The sequence below is a fragment of the Paraglaciecola sp. 25GB23A genome (assembly GCF_040012495.1).
Classification (GTDB): Bacteria; Pseudomonadota; Gammaproteobacteria; order Enterobacterales; family Alteromonadaceae; genus Paraglaciecola.
Genome location: NZ_JBDYKM010000002.1, coordinates 78,079 through 98,636 on the forward strand (window position 1 = coordinate 78,079; position 20,558 = coordinate 98,636).

Genomic DNA, 20,558 nt, shown 5'->3' on the forward strand with positions numbered 1-20,558 from the left:
GTTTAGGAGAATAAATAATGAGTTCAGTTATATATGAAAAAGATCACAATAACATTGTCCATTTGATTTTTGATAAGCCCAATGCGGCTGCCAACTTAATGGATCAGGAATTCACTGACGCATTTGTTGCCGCGGTCGAAAAGTTACAAATTGATGATTGGGCAGGGGTGTTGTTACGCTCAACTAAATCTACCTTTTTTGCTGGTGGAAATTTGGATGATCTTTATGCAACGACACACGAGAATGCACAGGTATTATATAATATGCTCAGCAGTCTTAAGGGGGCAATGCGCACCTTAGAAACGGCAGGCAAACCCGTTGTTGCCTGTATTAATGGGGCCGCATTAGGTGGCGGCTGGGAGTTGGCATTGTCATGTCACTACCGTGTTGCATTAAGCCAAGGTGTCACACTTGGCCTGCCGGAAGTGACACTGGGTTTGTTGCCGGGCGGCGGCGGCGTGGTAAAAATGTCTCGTCTACTTGGTTTACAAGCAGCCTTGCCATTTTTGACCGAGGGTCGACAGTTCAAACCTGAAGAAGGACAAACATTGGGTTTGATAAACGAAATCGTTGAAACACCCCAACAGCTTATTGATGCAGCGGTGACCTGGATCAAAGCAAACCCTAAGACCCAGCAGCCTTATGACGTGAAAGGCTACAAAGTACCAGGGGGGACACCAAGTCACCCGTCGCTGGCGAAAATGTTACCTATCGCGCCCGCGATGATGCGAGAAAAAACGAAGGGTACTTTACCCGCACCTGAGTCTATTTTGTGCGTGATGGTTGAAAGCCTGCAGGTGGATCTTGATTCGGCATTGCGCATTGAAACGCGATACTTCGTCGAGCTGGTGTGCAGTCAAGTTGCTAAGAATCTAATTGGTACGTTTTGGTATCAGCTTAACGAAATCAAAGCAGGGGTTTCCCGTCCCCAGGGCTTTGCTAGTGCGAAAGTTACTAAGGTTGGTATTCTTGGTGCGGGTATGATGGGTGCAGGCATAGCGTATTCGAGTGCATGTAAAGGCATTGAGGTGGTACTCAAAGATGTCTCGCTTGAGCATGCCCACAGAGGTAAAGCATACTCACAAAGTCTGTTAGATAAAAAAGTGCAAAAACAACAGCTTTCTAGCGAGCAGCGTGATGTCACTCTAGGACGTATTTTAGCGACTGAAAATACTAGTGATTTAGCGGGGTGTGATTTGATCATCGAGGCGGTATTTGAAGATCGTGACTTAAAGGCTCGGGTCACCAAAGAAGCTGAAAGCCAACTAGCACCTGGGGCGATATTCGCGACCAATACCTCTACTCTGCCTATCACGGGCTTGGCACAAGCCGCAGAACGTCCTGCTAATTTTATTGGTCTGCATTTCTTTTCGCCGGTAGACAAAATGCCACTAGTAGAAATTATTACAGGCAAAGAAACGTCAAGCGAAACCTTGGCAAAAGCCTATGACTATGTGCTTCAAATTGGGAAAACGCCGATCGTTGTCAACGATAGTCGTGGTTTCTTTACGTCGCGTGTCTTTGCCACCTTCGCTCTGGAGGGCATTGCCATGTTGGGTGAGGGCATTCCTGCTGCGGCGATAGAGAACGCAGCATTTCTGTCTGGATTCCCCGTGGGACCCCTCGCTGTTACTGATGAAGTCAGTATTACCTTGATGGAAAAAATCCGTAATCAAACCATAAAAGATATGCAAACAGTGGGTGAGTTGTATGTATTGCATCCTTCAGATCCTGTGGTTGACCGCATGCTTGAAGCTAATCGTTGTGGCAAGTTAGCCAAAGCAGGTTTCTACGAATATCCAGCAAATAAAAAGAAACACTTGTGGTCAGGTCTGAAAGAAATATTTGGCGGCGTGGCTGCATTTGAGTTGCAAGATCTTAAGGATCGTTTGCTGTATATCATGGCCATAGAGACGGCGCGCTGTATGGAAGAAAATGTACTAACAAGTGTTCGCGACGCCAATATCGGTTCGGTCATGGGTATAGGCATGCCAGTTTGGACGGGGGGAGTACTGCAATTTATTAATCAAATTGGCTTGCCTGCCTTTGTCACGCGTGCAGCAGAATTAGCACATCAGTATGGAGAGCGCTATGTGGTACCGAGCATTTTGCAAGACATGGCAAAAGAGGGGAGGACTTTTAAGGACTAGTGCTAAAAGTTTACCCGTGCATCAGGCTGACTCATGTTAGTGGCAATGCAGATCGCGGGAACTTTTTCGATATTAACTTTGCTTATGGGCGCTTGCTTAGTTAAGCCCCCGCTACTAACTACAAGAGAATGAATACATGATTAAACGTACTGTATTTCAAGCTGAACACGAAATGTTCCGCGATAGTTTTCGAAAATTCCTGACTAAAGAAGCGGTTCCTTTTCATGCACAATGGGAAAAAGATGGACAGGTATCCCGCGAGCTTTGGACAAAAGCTGGCCAACATGGTTACCTTTGCCCTACCGTATCCGAAGCATACGGCGGAGTCGGTGTTGATTTTCGTTATAACGCAATTGTGGATGAAGAAGTCGCTCGTCTAGGTCTAAGTGGTATTGGCTTTAGTTTGCACTCAGACATCGCAGTTCCATACCTAATGGCTTACGGGACTGAAGAGCAGAAACAGCGATATTTGCCTGCTTGTGTAAGCGGTGAAATTATCACGGCAATTGCAATGACAGAGCCAGGCACTGGGTCGGATTTACAAGCTATCAAAACTAAGGCCGTGCTTGATGAGTCGGGCGAATATTACATTTTGAATGGGTCGAAGACTTTTATAACAAATGGTCAAATGGCGGATCTCGTTTTAGTTGTTGCCAAAACTAACCCTGACGCGGGAGCCAAGGGCATAAGCTTGTTACTTGTTGAGGCCAACAGTGAAGGATTCAAGAAAGGCCAAAACCTCGATAAAATCGGTATGAAGGCACAGGATACCTCTGAGTTATTTTTCCAAGATGTAAAAGTACCCAAAGACAACTTGCTAGGTACCAACGGCATGGGCTTTGTCTATCTGATGCAGGAATTGCCACAAGAGCGCTTATCGGTGAGCCTTAGCGCGATCGGCTGTGCCGAATCCATTCTGCAGCAAACGGTTGACTATGTGAAAGAGCGCAAGGCGTTTGGTCGTAATATTGCATCGTTCCAGAATACCCAATTTAAACTGGCCGAAATGTCAGCCACGCTTACCATGGCGCGGGTATTCGTCGACAAGTGTCTAGACTTGCATATCTCCAAGGAGCTAGATGCGATTACTGCGGCGAAACTGAAGTTGCTGACTACCGATATTCAATGTGATGTGATAGATGAATGTCTCCAGTTGCATGGAGGATACGGCTATATCCTTGATTACCCCGTTGCACGTGCTTATGCCGATGCGAGGGTGCAAAAAATCTATGCGGGTACCAATGAAATTATGAAGCTAATTATTGGGCGCTCGATGGTTTAAGAATATAGCAAAGGCTTGGATCTCGTGTTCAAGCTATCTTGCAGTAATGCATCCGTATTAACTGCGTCTTTTGGCGCAGGTAATTTACTCCTCTAAGGTTTAGCAATAAGAGAAATTATTATGTCTTTACCACTTGCTGGTTTGAAAGTTTTGGATTTTTCCACCTTACTTCCCGGTCCTTATGCGACACAACTACTCGCAGACATGGGGGCTGAGGTTTTGCGTGTCGAATCGCCCTCACGGCCTGATATGTTAAAAATGGTACCACCTATGGTCGGCAAAGTTTCCGCTGCCCATGCGTCAATCAATCGAAATAAAAAGTCGATTGCTATTGATCTTAAACATGCATGTGCCAAGCCGATTATTGAAGATCTGGTGCTTAAGTACGATATCGTGATAGAACAATTTCGCCCCGGCGTCATGACTCGCCTTGGCTTAGATTACCAGCAACTTAGCAAAATACAGGACAAACTCATCTATTGTTCAATTACTGGATATGGTCAAACTGGCCCCTACAAAGACCGGGCAGGGCACGATATTAATTATTTAGCCCTTGCAGGTTTGGCGAGTTACTCAGGCCGCAAAGAAACCGGGCCAGTGCTGTCGGGTACACAGATTGGTGATATTGCAGGTGGCTCTCATCACGCTGTTATGGCGATTTTAGCCGCGGTGATCCAGCGTGGAGTTACAGGGCAGGGGCAGTACCTCGATATCAGCATGAGTGATGCAGCACTTGCGCTAAATACCATGTTTGGTGCTGGCACCTTAGTCAGTAAGCAGGATCCGACCTGCGGTGAGGAAATGCTTAATGGTGGTTCGTTTTACGATTATTATGCAAGCTCCGATGGGCGTTATTTGTCTATTGGCAGTCTCGAGCCAAACTTTGCCGCAGGTTTACTCAAGCAACTGGACCTGCAACATCTAATTGAAACAATAGCTGATGTTAGGCCTAAAGCTCAGGCAGCAGTTAAAGCAGCAATTACTGAAAAAATAAGGTCTCAGCCATTGTCTCATTGGCAAGCAGTATTCGCCCAGATTGATGTGTGTGTTGAAGCGGTATTGACGCTGAATGAGGCGGTTACCAATGAACATTTCATCGAACGAGGTATGATTACCAGCGCAATCGACAAGGAAGGAAACGTAATTAAACAAATAAATTCAGCGCTGCGGTTTCGCAAAGAAGTCCATCAAGCAGGCTCAGGTCTTGGCGAAGACACTACTGCCGTGCTTGCAGAGCTTGGCTATGACACTGAAGCTATTGAAGTCTTGCGCGAAACTAAGTGTGTTAAATAAGTGGCAAATTACGAGGTAAGATAAAAACGCTAAAATGCGTTAAAAAGCTGTGGTTCGCCCCTGTAAAAATCTGCCGTGGAAAGCAAGTTGCAATACTTTCTGCCCACTTCAGGGCGTGTTGTTATCATTTTTTTTACTTCGAAGAATTTTTACTATACGACTATTAATGATTTGCGCTAAATTCCAGTCATACCCATCAAAGTTAGTTGTATTATTAAATTGAATAACAACGGTATCAATGTCTTCGTGGTATTTTGCAAAACTCTGATAGCCAACAAGCAGACCTGTGTGTTCATAAACGTAAATAGAGGAATAGATTTCTTGTTCCCCCTCACTGAACACCGAGCCATCGTTTAATGCTCGCAAGAATATACCTACATCTTCAGCGGTAGCGATCATTAAGCCTGAAAATTCAGTCTTTAGATCGTTCTCAATACCAACGTAATATCCGCTCATTACATCGTCTATATCCACTTCATGCAGTGAGCCAAAGGTATTGTTGAGCTTGAGCGGCTGCAAAATTTCCTTCTTTATATATTGCTGATGCGGATAACCCAACACTTTATCAATGAGGTCAGAAATCAACATATAATTCGTATTTGAATAGCCATAATCTTCACCCGGTGCAAAGTCAGCGGGTAAATCCAATGCGTATTCAAGAGTTTCTTGTTTGTTTTTTGGCGGTTTTACCCAGTAGTCAGGATGGTCGACAAAATTGGGAATACCACTTCGATGTTGCAGCATTAACTTCAAGGTTATCGTGTCTGCATTTTCAATTCTTCCCACTAGTTCTGGAAAGGAATCAGCCAGTGTTTTGTCCAAAGACAAACGCCCGTCCTTGACTAATTTTGCAGCAGCCACTGCCACATATAACTTAGTAATGCTGGCAATCTTAAATAAGGCTTGTGGATAGGCAGGTATCTTATTTTTTCGGTCATGCCAGCCTGCGGCATAAAACTCTGGTAGCTTGCCTGCTTGTTCAACGTATACAATCATTCCATCAAATCCAAGATCAATTGCCTGATTTAATTGTTCTTGAACCGTATTCGGTAGTGGTAATAACCAAGCCTTTACTAAAATCCATGGCACGAAGTACAACGAGCTTATGCTGGCAATAATAAAGACTATTCTGAGAAATCGTTTTGTTTTTTTCATGGTCATATTATTTGAATTTAAGCCTTTATTAAATTGCACATGACGGTTTAAATGTCGAAAGCCAACTTGCTGGTGTGTCAACACAGTTTAACCGTGTGATTATGGTATCTTTTTTGAACAAAGCCACAGAGTGAATAATCGTTTGCACTTATTCTGCCCTTCAATTTTTAAGGTAAATTAAGCAGTGTTGTTATGAACATCAACGAGCAAACTCGCTTTAATCAAGTCTGCCAAGCATATCTAAATGAACTCACCTTGCAAGGTCTTAGCCCCAAAACCGGGGTTATTGGATATATTTAATGCAAAAACACAGAGTTAAAGAGAAAACGGTTCTCTCTGTAAGGGGGCTCTGGCTCAGAGGCGGAAAGCGGCAAGTAAGATATAAAAAAGTATCTCGAGACAAAAACTCACAAGCTATGGCAATTAGGGGAGCCTAGTTGTTGATTTCGAGTGGTATATACCGCTTTCATTGTGAAAACTAAGCGTTTTGTTTGGAGGTCATACTTGCAATTAAAAAATCTAGACGCCTAAAGAGTGCCATCCCTGGCAGCTCAGTTTTCGACAATTATGACGAGCAACTGTAATAAGACAAACCACCGACATCAAAATACTCAGGTGGTTTGAGCCTATAGTATTTTTCCTCCACTTCCTTCGACTGCTCGGCGTATGGTTGTGTCATGACTTCCTGCAGCTCTCGAACTAGAGAGTAGTTGCCGACATTTGCTTGCTGATATGCAGGCACAACAAACCACTCTCGTAAACTGTATTTTGGGTTTACCAGTTTCATTCGCTTAGAGAGTTCGGCTCGAGAAGAGGGCGAATTTAGATTGGCGCTGGCGATAAGTGATTTCCATTTTGTGAGCCATTCTTCCCAGCGTTTTTCCATTCCCTTAGCGTTGTTGTAGAAGCTTTTTTTGAGTGGGCCAATATCATCAGGCACCGTAGAAAGCTCGCGGAAAAAGATAGTGTAATCGACAGGCGTTTGCACCATGAGAGTTTCGAGCTCATTGAATAACCCCAAGTTAAATGTGCCAATGCCAAGTTTGGTCGCCCACATATTCTCCATTTGAGTTTGCATCACTTTCGAAAAGCCAAGTTGGATCTCTTCAAGCTGCTGCAGATAGTCCTGCTGAGAGTCTAGTAAAGGCCGCAACGCAGTACAAAACATTTGGAAGTTGCGTTGTGCTGCTTCTGGCTGGTTTAAGAACGAAAAGTGATGTCCGCCCCCCGTCCACGATTGAAAGTGCGGATTGAACACATCGCAGAAACCGAATGGACCGTAATCAAGGGTAAAGCCGCCGGCTGCGCAGTTGTCACTGTTGAAGTTGCCTTGGCAGAAACCAACGCGAACCCAGTTGGCTATGAGTGAGGTCAGTCGGCTGCGAAACTCATGAGCCAGTAATACCACTTTTTCGGCGGTGCTTAGTTTCTTGTCGATAACGGCAGCGTATTCACGATCAATCAAGTGCAATACAATCTTCTCAAGCTCCTCCATCGCTTTCGGGTGTGCCTTTTTGCGAGCACGGCGAGCGAAAAGTTCAACTTGGCCGACCCTGATGAACGACGGTGCGACTCGTGTCGATATGGCGACTGGCTCCGATATAAGAATGTCAGGATCCTCTGAGTGCGTCGTATGGGAGTACCACGGCCGCTTGACCTTCTCGGTTTTCGACACATACAAACTCAAAGACCGTGACGTCGGGACGCCAAGCGAGTGCATGTGCTCTTGGGCCAAAAACTCTCGGATACTCGAGCGCAGAACGGCGCGACCGTCAGCACCGCGACAATATGGTGTTCGGCCGCCACCTTTTAGCTGCATTTCCCAGCGTTGACCTTTGATGACTGCCTCAAGCAAGGAAATTGCGCGACCATCTCCATATCCATTACCGGTTTGGAACGGGCACTGCTGAACGTATTCGGTGCCATAGATGGAAAGAGCATATCCAGTCGCCCAACCAACTTTGCGCATCGGCTTTGGTACTTGCGAGATGTCACCTGAGAATAACCGGACGAAGTCTGCTGATTCTGCCATGCCGTCGGCCAAGCCAAGTTCGTGAAAAAAGTGTTTGCTGTGCACCACATACTCGGGATCTTTGATTGGTGTAGGCTTAACGGGAACATAATGGCCAGTAAAAACTTGACGGGGTTTGTGGTCGACGCCGTCTGTTTTCGCCTCAGGATCGCAGTTGAGAGTGTCCATGAGCGAGTAGTTTGCCAGCTTTGCGAGTTCGTCAAGCGTCGCGATGCTTGGAGTGGTTTTATGCTCAATCATTTTTCATTTCTCTAACGTTATTTGGTGGCTGATTTATGTGGCTGACAATCTACTTTCCTGAGGTCTAGCGGTATTTAATATGGCGCTTTAAAAATTCAAGTTTAAGCTACCTTCAGGTTAATAAAAAATTTGAATAACAGGTTTGTGCCAGTGTTGCTGCAAAGTGAAACTGGAGGATTTGTTACTGATTAAAAACTACTGATCTTTCTCATTGGCAAAGTTATTGACTATCCAATATGAGCCAAAAACTAGAACTCCTAAGGGTAGTAAAAACCATAATTCTTCCATCTTTATCTCCATTTAATAAATTTTTTAAATACGATTAAGGCCTAATATACGCTCCAACAAGCCGCATCAATCAGTATATTCACCGATAAATTGCGCAACCATTCAGGAGCAATGAAAGAACTGATATCTGATGTTGGACATTCTACCAAGCAATATGAAACTAACAGATACTAGTTATCCCATCAACCTAGTCGACAAAAGGAAAGTCAGATGAGGAAATTTAAATCCCAAGGTCAGGTCCAACGATTTCTCTCCTGTCATGGTGTGGTTAATAATTTATTTAGGCTTGGCCGGCATTTACTCAAAAGTACGCATTATAGAGCTTTACGAGATCGCTCCCTCGCAGAATGGGACAGGGTCATTTGTGTTCAAAATTTAGGTTAATGTGTATTTAGGCGAATTTACTCGGGTCAGTTGCATAAGTTGAAAATACCATGGCTTAGCTTCACTCTTGGCTAAAGATGCCGAGAAACGATTACAAGTAATTAGCGGCAAGATATTCGAGCAAATCAAATCTAATGATGTAACGGGCAAAAGCGCGGTTGCCGATATGAAAGCTAAAGGCGATACCAGCAACCACTCACGCAGCCAAGCGATACGTGAACGCCTACAAAATATGGAATATGCAGAGCTTCAAACAGTGTTGAATAATGACGAGCACGTCGCTGGTGTGTGGTTACAAGATCCAGTAATGCTTTATAACTTAGACGATAAGCAGCTATCAGAGAAGGGTTATTAAACAAACAAAACCCAGACGCTTATGCAATTAAGCAATCAGGAGATCATTACATCAAAGCTTATGTAGCTTTGTTAACTAATACGCAGAACCTAAGCCAGAATATGGCCCGCAAAGACGATGTAGATCACGTTAATGCTATGAGAGTTGATATTTAAAGCCCCAGCGCACCCACTAAGGCGCGACACCTAAGCTTGTGTTAAAACGGTTTTTTTAGAGGCTTATATGGCTAAGAAAACAGTATGGTTAATGTTAAAAAGAGACGAAAAAATGCCAAGAATTAATAAAACTCTAGCAATTGATGTAAGAGCAGATTTTGTAACTCGCATGCGCTCTATTGGCAAAACTCCAAAAGAGATAGCAAAGCTAGATAGGTTCTTATTTGATAGTTTGCAAAATGTGAATGATTTGGCTGCGGTAGCTTGGACTCGAACTGACTGAACTTTATCTTAGAGTAAGCATGCCTTGTGTCGAATTATTTTACACGTTCTAAAAAACAAATTCATTAAAAATCCTTAACTCATTGTAATTATGGAATAAAGCAATGCTGGCGCACTTAGTGCTTAACCAAAAGTATACGGTGAAGTATCACTTTTTTTATCTACCTTCCAAGGAAGGGATTAAAAGGAATATCAAATGAATATTAAAATGTTGAAAATGGCTTTTGCTGGTTTGGTATTAACGGTTAGTGGGTTTGCTAACGCTGCGATTATCTACGGCTTTTCTGGCGGAAATATTACTTCCGGACAACTATTTACATATGGCTTTCAGTTTACGGCGTTAGATAATATTACGATAGATTCACTTGGTTTTTATGATTATGGTTCAAATGGCTTAGCCTCTACTCATCGCGCAGGCATTTGGTCTCTCAATGGCGATTTATTAACCAGCGTCACCATAACCAATGACAACAGTACATTACAAGGAAGGATCATTAATAATGGACAATTTAGGTTCGCTCAGATTTCTGATTTTAACATTTTAAGCGCTGAATCCTATGTTTTTGGTGTGGCAATAGAGCAAGCGACTGACTCTTGGTTTTTTGGAGGGGAAAATATCAGTTTAGCGCCCTCATTGGTGAACGTTGAATCAACGGGTTCATTTAAGGCAGGAAATTTTGTTTTTCCTAGTGGCAACATTGGAAACAGGTATCACGCTGGTTCTTTCACAGCTAGATTAACTGAAGTACCAGAACCATCATCAATTGCCATCTTCGCATTAGGTCTAATGGGTTTAGCATCACGTAGATTTATGAAAAAATCTTAATTTAGTTAAAAACTATTCAACAAGCATCTGCCAATCGGTAGGTGCTTTTTTTTTGCGTGCTATTTAGATGTAGGAAAATGTTTGCATGCAAACAGGGTAATCAGATTAATGTTTGCGTTTTGTTTGCAGATTTAGAAAATAAGTGTGATTTATTTTTTGAATCGGGCTACAGCCCTTTAGAATTGGTACAACCGAGTGGACTCGAACCACCGACCCCTACCATGTCAATGTAGGATTGCCGCAAATCTTTACAATCCTCAAAAAACAAATATAAACATAAAAACAATATAAAGTATTGATTAATATGGATATTAATAGACCTCTACCATGTTGTAGTAGTTGTTGATTGTTTTTGCTTGTTGTTCCATAATGTTCCCATTCCGTTCCCACTTTTGGTTTTTATCCAATGGCAAACACAAGTGACACTTCAATTACTAAAACTAAAGCGCTTACGTTTAATCGAGAAGCAGCAAGCATGGTCGAGTTGTCATGCTCAAAAATTAAAGGGTTTCACTTAGTTAAAACTCAAAAGGGTTCGACGTGGCGCTTGCGATATACAAACTTTGCCGGGAAGGTCAGAAAATTAAATCTTGGAAAACTTATCGACGGTACCACCGACAGAATGAAAGCCGTGGATCTTGCTGTTGAATATCGAGCGCAAATAGCAAAAGGAATTGACCCGGCCGCAGAGATTGACGCATCAAAATTAACGTTTAAAAACGACGCAGAATCTAAACACAGTCGATTAGTAAAAACCTATCTCGAAGGACCATATACCAAACACCAAGCCAAAAAGAAGGATGAAGGCAAACATACCATTGATATGATCAAGCGCGCCTTTGCTGATTTGATGGATAAAACAATGGACGAGTTAACCAAGGACGATTTGAAACAATGGCAAACTAATTATCGAAAAGACGCAAAGGGCAATGTCAGAGCACACACCACAATAAACCGCTCATTTTCTGCGTTTAGAACGATGATACGACACGCAGTAAAACACGATGTTATAAAGCAAGACCCCACATCAAATTTCAGCCTAGAGAAAGAATCATCGCAAGATAAGGATAAAAGGCTTAACGGCGATGATTTAGCAACGCGCCGAATGTTCACAAAGCAAGAACTTGAAGGAATTAACCTAGGCGTTAATCTTTATCGAGAAAAGCTTATACAGGGCAGAGAGAGCAGCATTAGCCACGGTAAAGGACATTTACCATCATTTAAGGACTTAGCGCACCCACATTGGTTTTTCCCATTTTTTAGACTTGCAGCTTACACAGGAATGCGACCAGGGGATCTCTACACGCTGAACTGGCAAGAATTAAACCTTCAGTTTAAACGCCTTGTTAAAACACCAAACAAAACCCGCCATCACAGCAATCCTAACAAGGTTGATATTCCTTTGGACGATAACATTACCGAAGTATTAAAAGGCTGGCACAGGCAATCAGGAAGCCCCGTTTCAGGGCTTGTTTTCCCTAGTCCCGTCAATGGTCGCGTAATGGATAAAAAAGCGCATGTTAAGCACTGGAAAGCCGTTCTTGAGTTAGGGCAAGTCAAATCAAATTTAGATTTTTACAGTTTACGACACCACTATATAAGCAAACTGGTAGCCGGGGGCATCCCACTTTTTACAGTTGCTAAATTGAGCGGCCATAAATCAATAAAGATGATTGAAGAACACTATGGCCACTTGTCACCACACGCAGCAGCAGAGGCACTTAGTTTAATATCTGGTGATTTTGGTCAAATTGCTGATGAAAAGAGTGGGGCTACAAAATGAGCAAAAATTGGAATCAAAAAACAATCGACCTAATTTTAGATGAAGACACTTGGTGTACAAAAAACGGTTATTTACCAATAATTCATTTCTGTATTGATGAATTAGCTCAATATGGAATTGATCCAACTCCACTTAAAAGACCGTTTGATTTTGCCATTTTTAAGAAATTTAACCCTTCACAATCAGAGTTTTTTAGAGCACTAATATTAATTAATATTTATAAAGCTTGTTTCAAGTTCTCTGAATTAAAGGCTATGCTTTTCAATCAGGACAGAAATTTTGATTCAGAGATTTGCAGGCTTGCTTATAAAACAGGGGGGCAATCAGCATCATTGTTAACCTACATGCTTACCGTAACTCTAAAAGAGAAAATTACAGAGGAAGACTACAATAGCGTTGTTGCTAAGCTAGATAGTTACCAACAGGACAGAAGCAAGGGGGGACAAAATAAAGCTGAAACTGAAGCAAGAGATATTTCAAGAAAAATGGCAGTAGAGCTAAAAGCAAAAAATAAACACTTAACCAAGCCAGATTTGACAATAAAAATTATTTCATCAATGGAAGAAAATCCTTCAAAATTCAAGTTGAAAAGAGATATTCCAAGCTTTGATACAGTTATGAAATGGCTAACTAACCTAAATAAAGAGTAAAAGTAGTTACTAGTATCTACCTGCTTTTACTAGTAACGCTTTCGACCGAGCATCAATTTAATTGTGTAATCACTACCGTCAACAACGGCAAGCAAAAAGGTGATTACATGAAACAACTAACACAAGTTAATTCTTCTTATGAAGAACGACTTCAAGCATTTAAGCAACGTCATAACCTCCAAGAAGTAAACACAAGTAAAGAAGCCGCAGCAGCATGTAGGGTGTCTGACTTTACTATGCGCCTCTCTCGCTCAACTGGTCAGCTATTAGGAACCCCAGCACCAAAGCATAAAAAATATGGAAGGACTGTAAGGTATTACGCAGCCGATTTAATGGAATGGCATGAGCAAGGTAGTAATCAAGAAGCGGAGGCTGCGTGATGTCTAGCGAAATCAAACCAGCAATTAAAGCGCTTTTCTCTTGTGTTGATATTCCAACCGATAGAATCAGAGCCAGAAAAACCGCGAACAGCTTCTCAATTATTCAGGCTATCTCAGATCATGGCGTTGACGTTCTCACAGAGCAATACGACAGCATTGTTCAAGATATAGACGAACTCACAGCCAAGCTTTACCCATCGCGCCACTGTAACGACCCTGAACCCGAACAACTGCAAGAATTAGAGAAGCTAAATACAGACAGAAAGATTGTTTTTAGCGTTCTCGAACTCTTGGATTGTATCAAGAGCCAAGCAGCAACAAAGGTTAGTCAGTGCAAAACAATGGAGGCCAGAATATGAGCAATGATCAAGGCTTAACGCCGAAAATAGTTATGTACGGATTAGTACTTCAACGCATGGCAGAAATCCAAATTGAAGCAAAAGACACCGGGGAATTTGACGGGGCTGAATTTGCCATTCTGTTTGGGCTTTTTGGTGAGCTTGCGCCACCTGAAGACTATTTCAAAGTAGAGGCTGCACTGTATGAGCAAGGCTTACTTATTTCAAATAACGCAACGTTTGACGCATAGGAGGACAATAAAATGAGCGACCATAAAATAAAATTAAACCCAATCCCGGCTAAAGAAGAACTCTGTATTTGGGCCTTACTACGCGCACAGAATAGCGGGTTATTTCAGCTAGAAGCCTCGAACGATTATGGCGAAACCTGCTTACATAGCTCAATCAGCACTTTGCAAAACCGTCATAATATTTTTCTTGCCAGAGAGTCAAAGCCACACACACACCGACACGGTGGAACAACCCGCTTTACGCACTATCGATTGATGGATGATGTAGCTAAGCAACGCGCAGTTAATCGGCTCAATTATTTAAGGTCTAAACGAGGCTATGCGCCACTATTGGGTATTTTGCCTACTCACTTACCTTATTCAATGGTTTAGCCCTTCGGGGCTATTAGGGGCTTTATATGGCCGATATTGTACCGATAAAAAAGCGGGCTACTTCTGCTCGCCCTACTAATCTATTTTTACTGACTCAATGTGTTGAATTGTTTGGCGTTCTTGATGCTGCAATCTTAGCAGAGCTTTACTACTGGATAGCACAAGGTGATGAACCATGGAGAAAAGCACAAGAACATGCCGATCTCTTTGCTGTTAATGAAAAAACCATTCGCAGACATTCAATTGATTTAGCTAATAAACATCAATGCTTTGGTCGCAGAGATTCAATGCTCAAAAATGGCAAGAAGGGAGCTTGTAAATACTTCGCAAAAAAATCAGGTAATTCAAAAGCACTAAAAGAACAGTACCAGGCTTTATTTAATCGCGGTTTCAAAAAAACTGATTTTGGAGAATATATGGCCGGCGAAGTAATAGAAGTTCAGAGATATGTAACATTGCCAGTGGCATACATTGAGCGCTTGAAAGACATTGAGCTTGCCTATCTACTGGCTAGATTATATTGGATAACCTTTTCAGAAAATCCAAGCTTAGAATTTAGTTTTAGCTCACAAAATAAGTTAGCAAAAGCCATGTTTATGAATCGCACAACATTAATGCGTTATCTCGATTTATTGCAGGAAAATAACTATTTAGAGCACTTCAGCAGAACTAAAGGGATTGTAATTAATATCAATGGCGAAAGTGATTTATACGAATTAATGAATGATTGGATAGCTGAAAAAAAAGAACTTAGAGAAGAACTAATCATGGCAGGTAATTACTAATGTGCGCATTGATTGTTCAAAATGTCCGGTCACTATGTTCAAAATGTCCGGGCAACTTGCTCAAAATGTCCGGTCACCCTGTTCAAAATGTCCGGAGATGTAATATTAATCTTGTAATATTAATCTTTAAAATAACTCTTGTAATATCGGGTGTGATTCGAACAAGTTCTCATACACACGCGCTTTCGTGTCGGGTTATTTTACATACCCGAAAAATTAAACTTATTGAAAACCCTTAACTCATTGTAATTATTGAATATAATAATTCTGGCACGCTTGGTGCTCTATGCTTATTACACGATGAAGTATCACTTTAGCAATTACCTTCCAAGACTGTTGTGAAGGGATTAAAAGGAATATCAAATGAAATTTAAATTTTTGAAAATGGCTTTTGCTGGTTTGGTTTTGGGTGTTAGTAGCTTTGCTAATTCTGCATTGATTTTATTAGTGGACCTTACGGTTGAAAACCAATTGACCATTAGCGCTACATCAGGTTTGTCTCTTGCAACTGTAAGTGGCTCCGACAATGTAGGATTTAGTCTGATGGATTTACTTGGTAGCCCGGGTTTCATCGGTACTTTGGTGTCTGGAAGTCTCACAAGCGCAAATCAAACAAGCGATGGAAGTCCAATTCTTTCTAATTTCGGTGGGTCTAACAATTTAAATGTATGGAGTTTTACAGGTGATCAATTCATGACCTTTACCGCCGGTTCATTAGCTTTTAGCGGTCAAGTGATAACGAATGTCGATGCTGCGACATATGCGAATTTGCTAGCTGGACAAATCAGCGGCGATGTTTTAGCTCCGTTTGATAATCTTATTGTTACTGATGAATCACAAGCCTCATTAATCGGGACGTGGCAGCGTGTTGTTCAAGATGTACCAGAGCCATCAACACTAGCCATTTTCGCATTAGGCTTAATGGGTTTAGCATCACGTAGATTTATGAAAAAATCTTAATTTAGTTTAAAACTATTCAAGAAGCATCTGCCAATCGGTAGGTGCTTTTTTTTGCTCATAAATTAGCGCATCAGCTTCAAAGCAGCCGGATTAATTCCGGCTTTTTTGTGCCTGAAAGGTACTGTAAAGGATATTCCAATACGGGTGATTATCGGCTCATTATTTTTCTAGCTACAAGATTTTAAAGTTAGGTTGTTGTTTAGTTGTTGGTAAAACGCAGACATAAAAAAACAGGGCTAACCAATTCAGTAAAGTTAGCCCCGTTAAAATGAACGAGCGACCAGTATCATTCATATTGTGAATGCAAAGAAGGGATCAGATTCACATCTTGAATGGTACTAGAAAAAAGGTTAATATTCAACCATACGAATAGACCAAATCAGTAATATTAAAATGGATATAGAAAATAGAAAATTCACACGATTTTTAGATGCTAGTGAAACGACCGTTGATAACAAACAGCGCACAATTTCATTAGCTTTCAGCTCAGAGTTCCCAGTACAGCGGGACTTTGGCTATGAAGTCCTCGACCACTCCCCCGAATCGATAGATTTAAGCAGATTAAAGGCCGGCGCGCCTTTACTGGTAGATCATGACCTTACGGATCAGGTTGGCGTAGTTGAAAGGGTTTCAATAGGCTCAGACAGAGTCGGCCGGGTAATTGTCAGGTTTGGCAGTTCAACTCGAGCCAATGAAGTCTATAACGACGTAACAGACGGAATAAGGCGGCATGTATCTGTAGGCTATCAGATAATAAATGCAAGTTTAGACGAACGCACTAGCAGGGCTGGTGAGCTTGACACCTATAGAGTTACAAAATGGATGCCCTACGAAATATCAATCGTAAGTGTTCCCGCTGATACCAGCGTTGGAATTGGGCGAAATCTTGAAACAAATAATACAGGTAATAAAACCATGTCAGACTCAATCATACAAAGCACAAGAGACAAAGAAGTAAACCGAATTGAAGAAATTCGTTCAATTGGCAATCAATTCAACGTGCAAGACTTAGCAAATGAAGCAATCGCAAAAGGCTACAACACTGAACAACTAAGACAGGCTATATTGGAAAGTCGATTAGATGGCGGCACTGTAAATACCACAGGCGGCTTTTCTAACCCCTACGACCGTAAAAGCCAAGCAAGCAAACGAGAGTACTCAATTGTTAATGTTATACGCTCACTAAGCGGTGATCGAAGCGTTGATATTGGATACGAAAACGAGCTTAACCAAGAATTGCAGCACCAAAAAGGCAAGCGCGGTAATGGTTTTTCAATACCAATGGAACAACTAGCTAAGCGCACAATGACAGCAGCGGGAGCCGGGGCCAATCTGATTAGCGACATTTATCAGCCTAACCTTATGATTGATTTTCTCAGGAATAACAGTTGTGTGCTTAACAATGGTGCTCAAACTATCCAGCTAAACGAAGGTGGTAATGTTGTAATCCCTCGCCAAACTGGAACAGCTACAGCAACATGGTTGAACTTAGACGGTACGGACAGCATAACGGCAAGCGACCAATCATTTGATCAAGTAGAACTTCAAATGAAAACGCTTACGGCAATGACGACCTACACCCATAAGATGCTAAAGCAAGGTTTACCGAATATTGAACAGCTCATTATTCAAGACCTTTCTGAACTATTTGCCGCAGAGATTGACCGGGCAGCGCTTAACGGCTCAGGAACCAGTAATCAACCTAAAGGCATACTGAATCAAACGGGTATATTAACCACAGTCCACGGTGGTACTCCCGGCTTTACCAGTGTACTTGATATGGAAGCGGAATTAGCCGAAGCCAATATCAATACAAACGGGGCTGTTTACGTAACTACACCAACTTATGCAATGTTGATGAAAGGAACGGAGAAAGCCACAGGTAGCGGCCAATTCATTTGGACACAAGGCGCAGACAACATGGGAACGGTTAACGGTTACAAAGCTTGTTACACCAAGAACATGCCAGCCTCGACAATCCTACTTGCTAAGTTTAGCGACTTAATGATCGGGTATTGGGGTTCAATTGATATTAACGTCGACCCATACGGGACCAACTTCGCGAAGGGCAACATATCGGTAAGAGCCATGCTCGATGTTGATATGAATGTCAGACGCCCTGAAAGCTTCTGTGTAGCAACAACAGCATAAACGGAGGGGCTTACATAGCCCCTTTATTTTATCTATGAAACGCACACGCACACAATCGATTAAAAGACAGTGGTATTACTTTCAACGGGTCCTCCCTAGAGGTTTCCCCCATGGGTACGTAGCGGCGCAACGTTTCAATTGTGCGAGAAAAAATTAATCGGTTTCCGTTTCCGTTTGGAGTAAACAATTATGACCAGAGCACTATTTTTAACAGCCACAGACCTTGCTGAACATGTTGGTGTAAGCCCTCGACGTATTAGACAGCTAGCAGAAGAAGGAAAGCTTGTAAGGCCAGAAAGGGGCTTATATGACACTTCCTTTGCTATCAATTACTTTCTTGGCGCTAAGCGTCTTTCTGATACTCAAAAACAATACATTGATCCAAAAGTGCAAGCCTCAGTTGGTTGGTTGTTTCATTATTTGCCAGAGAATGCAATTCACAAAGGTGATCTTGAATTAGCTGATCGTGAACGTTGGGGAATGACTCGAGAAGAATCAATGCTTGCACTGATTAAGGCCGCGGCTTTACTTGGCAGAAAGTTTGATTTTCAAAAGATTAAGCTGATAAAAAAATAATATCGGCCAATGGCAAAATGTTTGACGCATAAAAAATCTTGAACTAGGTTTAATATTCAAACTATTCAAGGAAGAAAGCCATGGCCGCATACACCCCTCCACCCATTCTAGTATTAACTTGGATTCAACTAATCAGCTCAGATTTAGAGCCAGAAGCAATAGCACACGCCCAAAGAATGATTAATCTGAACTTTGGAAGTCTTGACTTGGCTGTTATGTATCTTGAACAATGCCAGATGAAGAAAGCAAGTTGATACTAAAAACTAACCTGATTATCGAGTTTTAATTTACTCGTCAGAATTTCAAAGTTAAGGTTAAGAAAAAAGTTTTTGGAATTTTATGACAAGATGGAAAGATAAAACCAATCCTCAGGTAATTCTTGAGGAGTTGAATAGTCGATTTAGTGTAGATGAAAAAGGTCAAATCTCATCTAAAAGTATACAGGCAGGCAATATCTTTGGTGTTATTGCCGATATGTTTAATTTTAACAAACAGGTACCAGAATATTTAAAGAAACGACTTTTACGAACTGCGTTTGATAAAATAAAAAAAGATGGGAACGTAAACCTTTCCAATTTGCAGAAACACATATCTATTGAAGAGCAAAGTTACATTATCAAACCAATAGAAAAATTTCATTTGGTTACATCAATCTCAATTGGTCAAGACGTTAAATTTCCAGTAATTAATATTGATGGAGTTCGAATATCCATATCACCATTACTTCCTAAAAAATACACATCTGCGCGCAAGAAAATCATCAAAACTATTACTGGGAGCGAATTTGATGTGGGTGGCTTAAATAATCAATTTGTAGTTGTTACTACGTTTGGTAAAACAATAAATGAAGCTGTAGACTCTGCACTAGATAAACTCGACTTAATCAGAGCGATATGGAATTTTTTCTTCAATCTTAATCAAACTTGGAGAATATCTTTTGATCAGCACAAATCTGTAAATAAAACCAAATTGGGTCAATATCATTCTATACATAACTCCAATGGAAGCTTAGCAAGTGAAACTTGGTGGTACGAGCCAAGTTTCAGTCAATCTAACAGTGGTCACATTTCTGAAAATACTTATGAAATAGCCCTAAAATCATTCCTATCAACTCTAGTAAAATTTAAAAAACTTAAATATAAAAGCGAACTGGAAAAATACTTAATTAATTACGTCCGAGCTTTAGATTCAGATGATCTTCATTCTTCTTTTTTAAAGTTGTGGGTTGTATTAGAACAAATAACAGGTACTACTTTTAAAGATAAAAAAATTGGAAGAGCTGCGCGCATTTATTCAAATTTTGGTTTTAGCCTCGAGATTATTAATTATCTGCGTAACTTCAGGGATAAAGCAGTTCATCACAATTCATCAAGCCAAGACATTGAAACGATTTTATATCATTTGAAATCCATAGTTGAAGACCATTTAAGTCGCTTATTAGGTAATAAATACAATTTTGAATCAGTAAACGATTTTAGGGAGTTTTGGGATTTGCCTATGTCGTTAGATCAAATTGAGAAAAATCAGAAGGAGCATAAAACTAAAATTAAACGCTTGGAGCAGATTAAAAAATTTAGGCGATTTATTTAAGTGGTTAATGTTCCCGAAACGTTCCCATTTTTTGATTTATACTTTTTTTGTTAGTGTGTACTTTGGCTGAAAGCCTTTAGAATTGGTACAACCGAGTGGACTCGAACCACCGACCCCTACCATGTCAAGGTAGTGCTCTAACCAGCTGAGCTACGGTTGTATTATATAGATACTTAAAGGTAATCCCTTGAAGCGGCGCGTATAATAACGATGAGCCTAGCCCTGTGCAAGCGCTTTTTACATAAATGTGAGTTAGTTGCTGGCCAAATGAACAAATCAC

19 protein-coding genes and 2 tRNA genes are annotated in these 20,558 nt (G+C 41.4%); 17 read left to right on the forward strand and 4 right to left on the reverse strand.

The features are described from left to right. Positions 1–17: 17 nt before the first annotated feature. The 3 genes from ABKW31_RS05505 (at position 18) to ABKW31_RS05515 (ending at position 4,725) form a co-directional block, all read left to right on the forward strand. A complete protein-coding gene (locus tag ABKW31_RS05505; protein WP_348615272.1) occupies positions 18–2,150 on the forward strand; it encodes a 3-hydroxyacyl-CoA dehydrogenase NAD-binding domain-containing protein in 2,133 nt (710 codons plus the stop codon). 136 nt (positions 2,151–2,286) lie between these two features. Then, the gene (locus tag ABKW31_RS05510) at positions 2,287–3,432 is read left to right on the forward strand and encodes an acyl-CoA dehydrogenase family protein (protein ID WP_348615273.1); all 1,146 of its coding nucleotides are present in this window, start codon (positions 2,287–2,289) and stop codon (positions 3,430–3,432) included. 120 nt (positions 3,433–3,552) lie between these two features. Then, positions 3,553–4,725 (forward strand): CaiB/BaiF CoA-transferase family protein, encoded by a 1,173-nt coding sequence (locus tag ABKW31_RS05515; RefSeq protein WP_348615274.1) that lies wholly within the window; start codon positions 3,553–3,555, stop codon positions 4,723–4,725. 108 nt (positions 4,726–4,833) lie between these two features. On the opposite strand, the gene ABKW31_RS05520 is transcribed toward ABKW31_RS05515, so the two are convergent. Together ABKW31_RS05520 and ABKW31_RS05525 are read right to left on the reverse strand one after the other, a co-directional pair. Next, complete coding sequence (locus ABKW31_RS05520) at positions 4,834–5,886, reverse strand: serine hydrolase domain-containing protein (protein ID WP_348615647.1); 1,053 nt, start codon at positions 5,884–5,886, stop codon at positions 4,834–4,836. Positions 5,887–6,445: 559 nt separating this feature from the next. Next, positions 6,446–8,152 carry a protein adenylyltransferase SelO family protein gene (locus ABKW31_RS05525; protein WP_348615276.1) on the reverse strand — a complete coding sequence of 569 codons (1,707 nt, stop codon included), beginning with the start codon at positions 8,150–8,152 and terminating at the stop codon, positions 6,446–6,448. Positions 8,153–8,891: 739 nt separating this feature from the next. On the opposite strand from ABKW31_RS05525, the gene ABKW31_RS05530 reads away from it, so the two are divergent. From ABKW31_RS05530 to ABKW31_RS05540, 3 genes are all read left to right on the forward strand, one after another. Further along, positions 8,892–9,179, forward strand: coding sequence for a hypothetical protein (locus ABKW31_RS05530; RefSeq protein WP_348615277.1), 288 nt, complete (start codon positions 8,892–8,894; stop codon positions 9,177–9,179). 222 nt (positions 9,180–9,401) lie between these two features. Then, positions 9,402–9,617, forward strand: a complete 216-nt coding sequence (locus ABKW31_RS05535; RefSeq protein WP_348615278.1) for a hypothetical protein — start codon at positions 9,402–9,404, stop codon at positions 9,615–9,617. A gap of 195 nt (positions 9,618–9,812) precedes the next feature. Beyond that, the gene (locus ABKW31_RS05540) at positions 9,813–10,442 is read left to right on the forward strand and encodes a PEP-CTERM sorting domain-containing protein (RefSeq protein ID WP_348615279.1); all 630 of its coding nucleotides are present in this window, start codon (positions 9,813–9,815) and stop codon (positions 10,440–10,442) included. Positions 10,443–10,625: 183 nt separating this feature from the next. Here the strand turns inward: ABKW31_RS05540 and ABKW31_RS05545 are convergent. Beyond that, positions 10,626–10,700 (reverse strand) — tRNA-Val (locus tag ABKW31_RS05545). A 217-nt stretch (positions 10,701–10,917) separates the two neighbouring features. On the opposite strand from ABKW31_RS05545, the gene ABKW31_RS05550 reads away from it, so the two are divergent. From ABKW31_RS05550 to ABKW31_RS05600, 11 genes are all read left to right on the forward strand, one after another. Next, complete coding sequence (locus ABKW31_RS05550; protein WP_348615280.1) at positions 10,918–12,225, forward strand: tyrosine-type recombinase/integrase; 1,308 nt, start codon at positions 10,918–10,920, stop codon at positions 12,223–12,225. After that, a complete protein-coding gene (locus tag ABKW31_RS05555) occupies positions 12,222–12,875 on the forward strand; it encodes a hypothetical protein (protein ID WP_348615281.1) in 654 nt (217 codons plus the stop codon). The genes ABKW31_RS05550 and ABKW31_RS05555 overlap by 4 nt, the downstream gene beginning before the upstream one ends. 107 nt (positions 12,876–12,982) lie before the next feature. After that, positions 12,983–13,255 (forward strand): hypothetical protein, encoded by a 273-nt coding sequence (locus ABKW31_RS05560; protein ID WP_348615282.1) that lies wholly within the window; start codon positions 12,983–12,985, stop codon positions 13,253–13,255. Beyond that, complete coding sequence (locus tag ABKW31_RS05565; RefSeq protein WP_348615283.1) at positions 13,255–13,614, forward strand: hypothetical protein; 360 nt, start codon at positions 13,255–13,257, stop codon at positions 13,612–13,614. The genes ABKW31_RS05560 and ABKW31_RS05565 overlap by 1 nt, the downstream gene beginning before the upstream one ends. Next, the gene (locus ABKW31_RS05570; protein ID WP_348615284.1) at positions 13,611–13,844 is read left to right on the forward strand and encodes a hypothetical protein; all 234 of its coding nucleotides are present in this window, start codon (positions 13,611–13,613) and stop codon (positions 13,842–13,844) included. Before ABKW31_RS05565 ends, ABKW31_RS05570 begins: the two co-directional genes overlap by 4 nt. Positions 13,845–13,856: 12 nt before the next feature. Beyond that, positions 13,857–14,216 carry a hypothetical protein gene (locus ABKW31_RS05575; RefSeq protein ID WP_348615285.1) on the forward strand — a complete coding sequence of 120 codons (360 nt, stop codon included), beginning with the start codon at positions 13,857–13,859 and terminating at the stop codon, positions 14,214–14,216. Positions 14,217–14,242: 26 nt separating this feature from the next. Then, positions 14,243–15,001: a hypothetical protein gene (locus ABKW31_RS05580; RefSeq protein WP_348615286.1), complete on the forward strand. Its 759-nt coding sequence runs from the start codon at positions 14,243–14,245 to the stop codon at positions 14,999–15,001. A 363-nt stretch (positions 15,002–15,364) separates the two neighbouring features. Next, entirely contained in the window at positions 15,365–15,961 is a 597-nt protein-coding gene (locus ABKW31_RS05585; protein ID WP_348615287.1) for a PEP-CTERM sorting domain-containing protein, read from the forward strand. 393 nt (positions 15,962–16,354) lie between these two features. Continuing rightward, entirely contained in the window at positions 16,355–18,112 is a 1,758-nt protein-coding gene (locus tag ABKW31_RS05590; protein WP_348615288.1) for a phage major capsid protein, read from the forward strand. A gap of 189 nt (positions 18,113–18,301) precedes the next feature. Next, positions 18,302–18,688, forward strand: coding sequence for a type IV toxin-antitoxin system AbiEi family antitoxin domain-containing protein (locus tag ABKW31_RS05595; RefSeq protein ID WP_348615289.1), 387 nt, complete (start codon positions 18,302–18,304; stop codon positions 18,686–18,688). A gap of 339 nt (positions 18,689–19,027) precedes the next feature. Beyond that, positions 19,028–20,278, forward strand: coding sequence for a hypothetical protein (locus ABKW31_RS05600; RefSeq protein WP_348615290.1), 1,251 nt, complete (start codon positions 19,028–19,030; stop codon positions 20,276–20,278). Between the two features lie 83 nt (positions 20,279–20,361). Here ABKW31_RS05600 and ABKW31_RS05605 read toward each other — a convergent pair. Further along, positions 20,362–20,438: transfer RNA gene (locus ABKW31_RS05605), tRNA-Val, on the reverse strand. Positions 20,439–20,558: the final 120 nt, after the last annotated feature.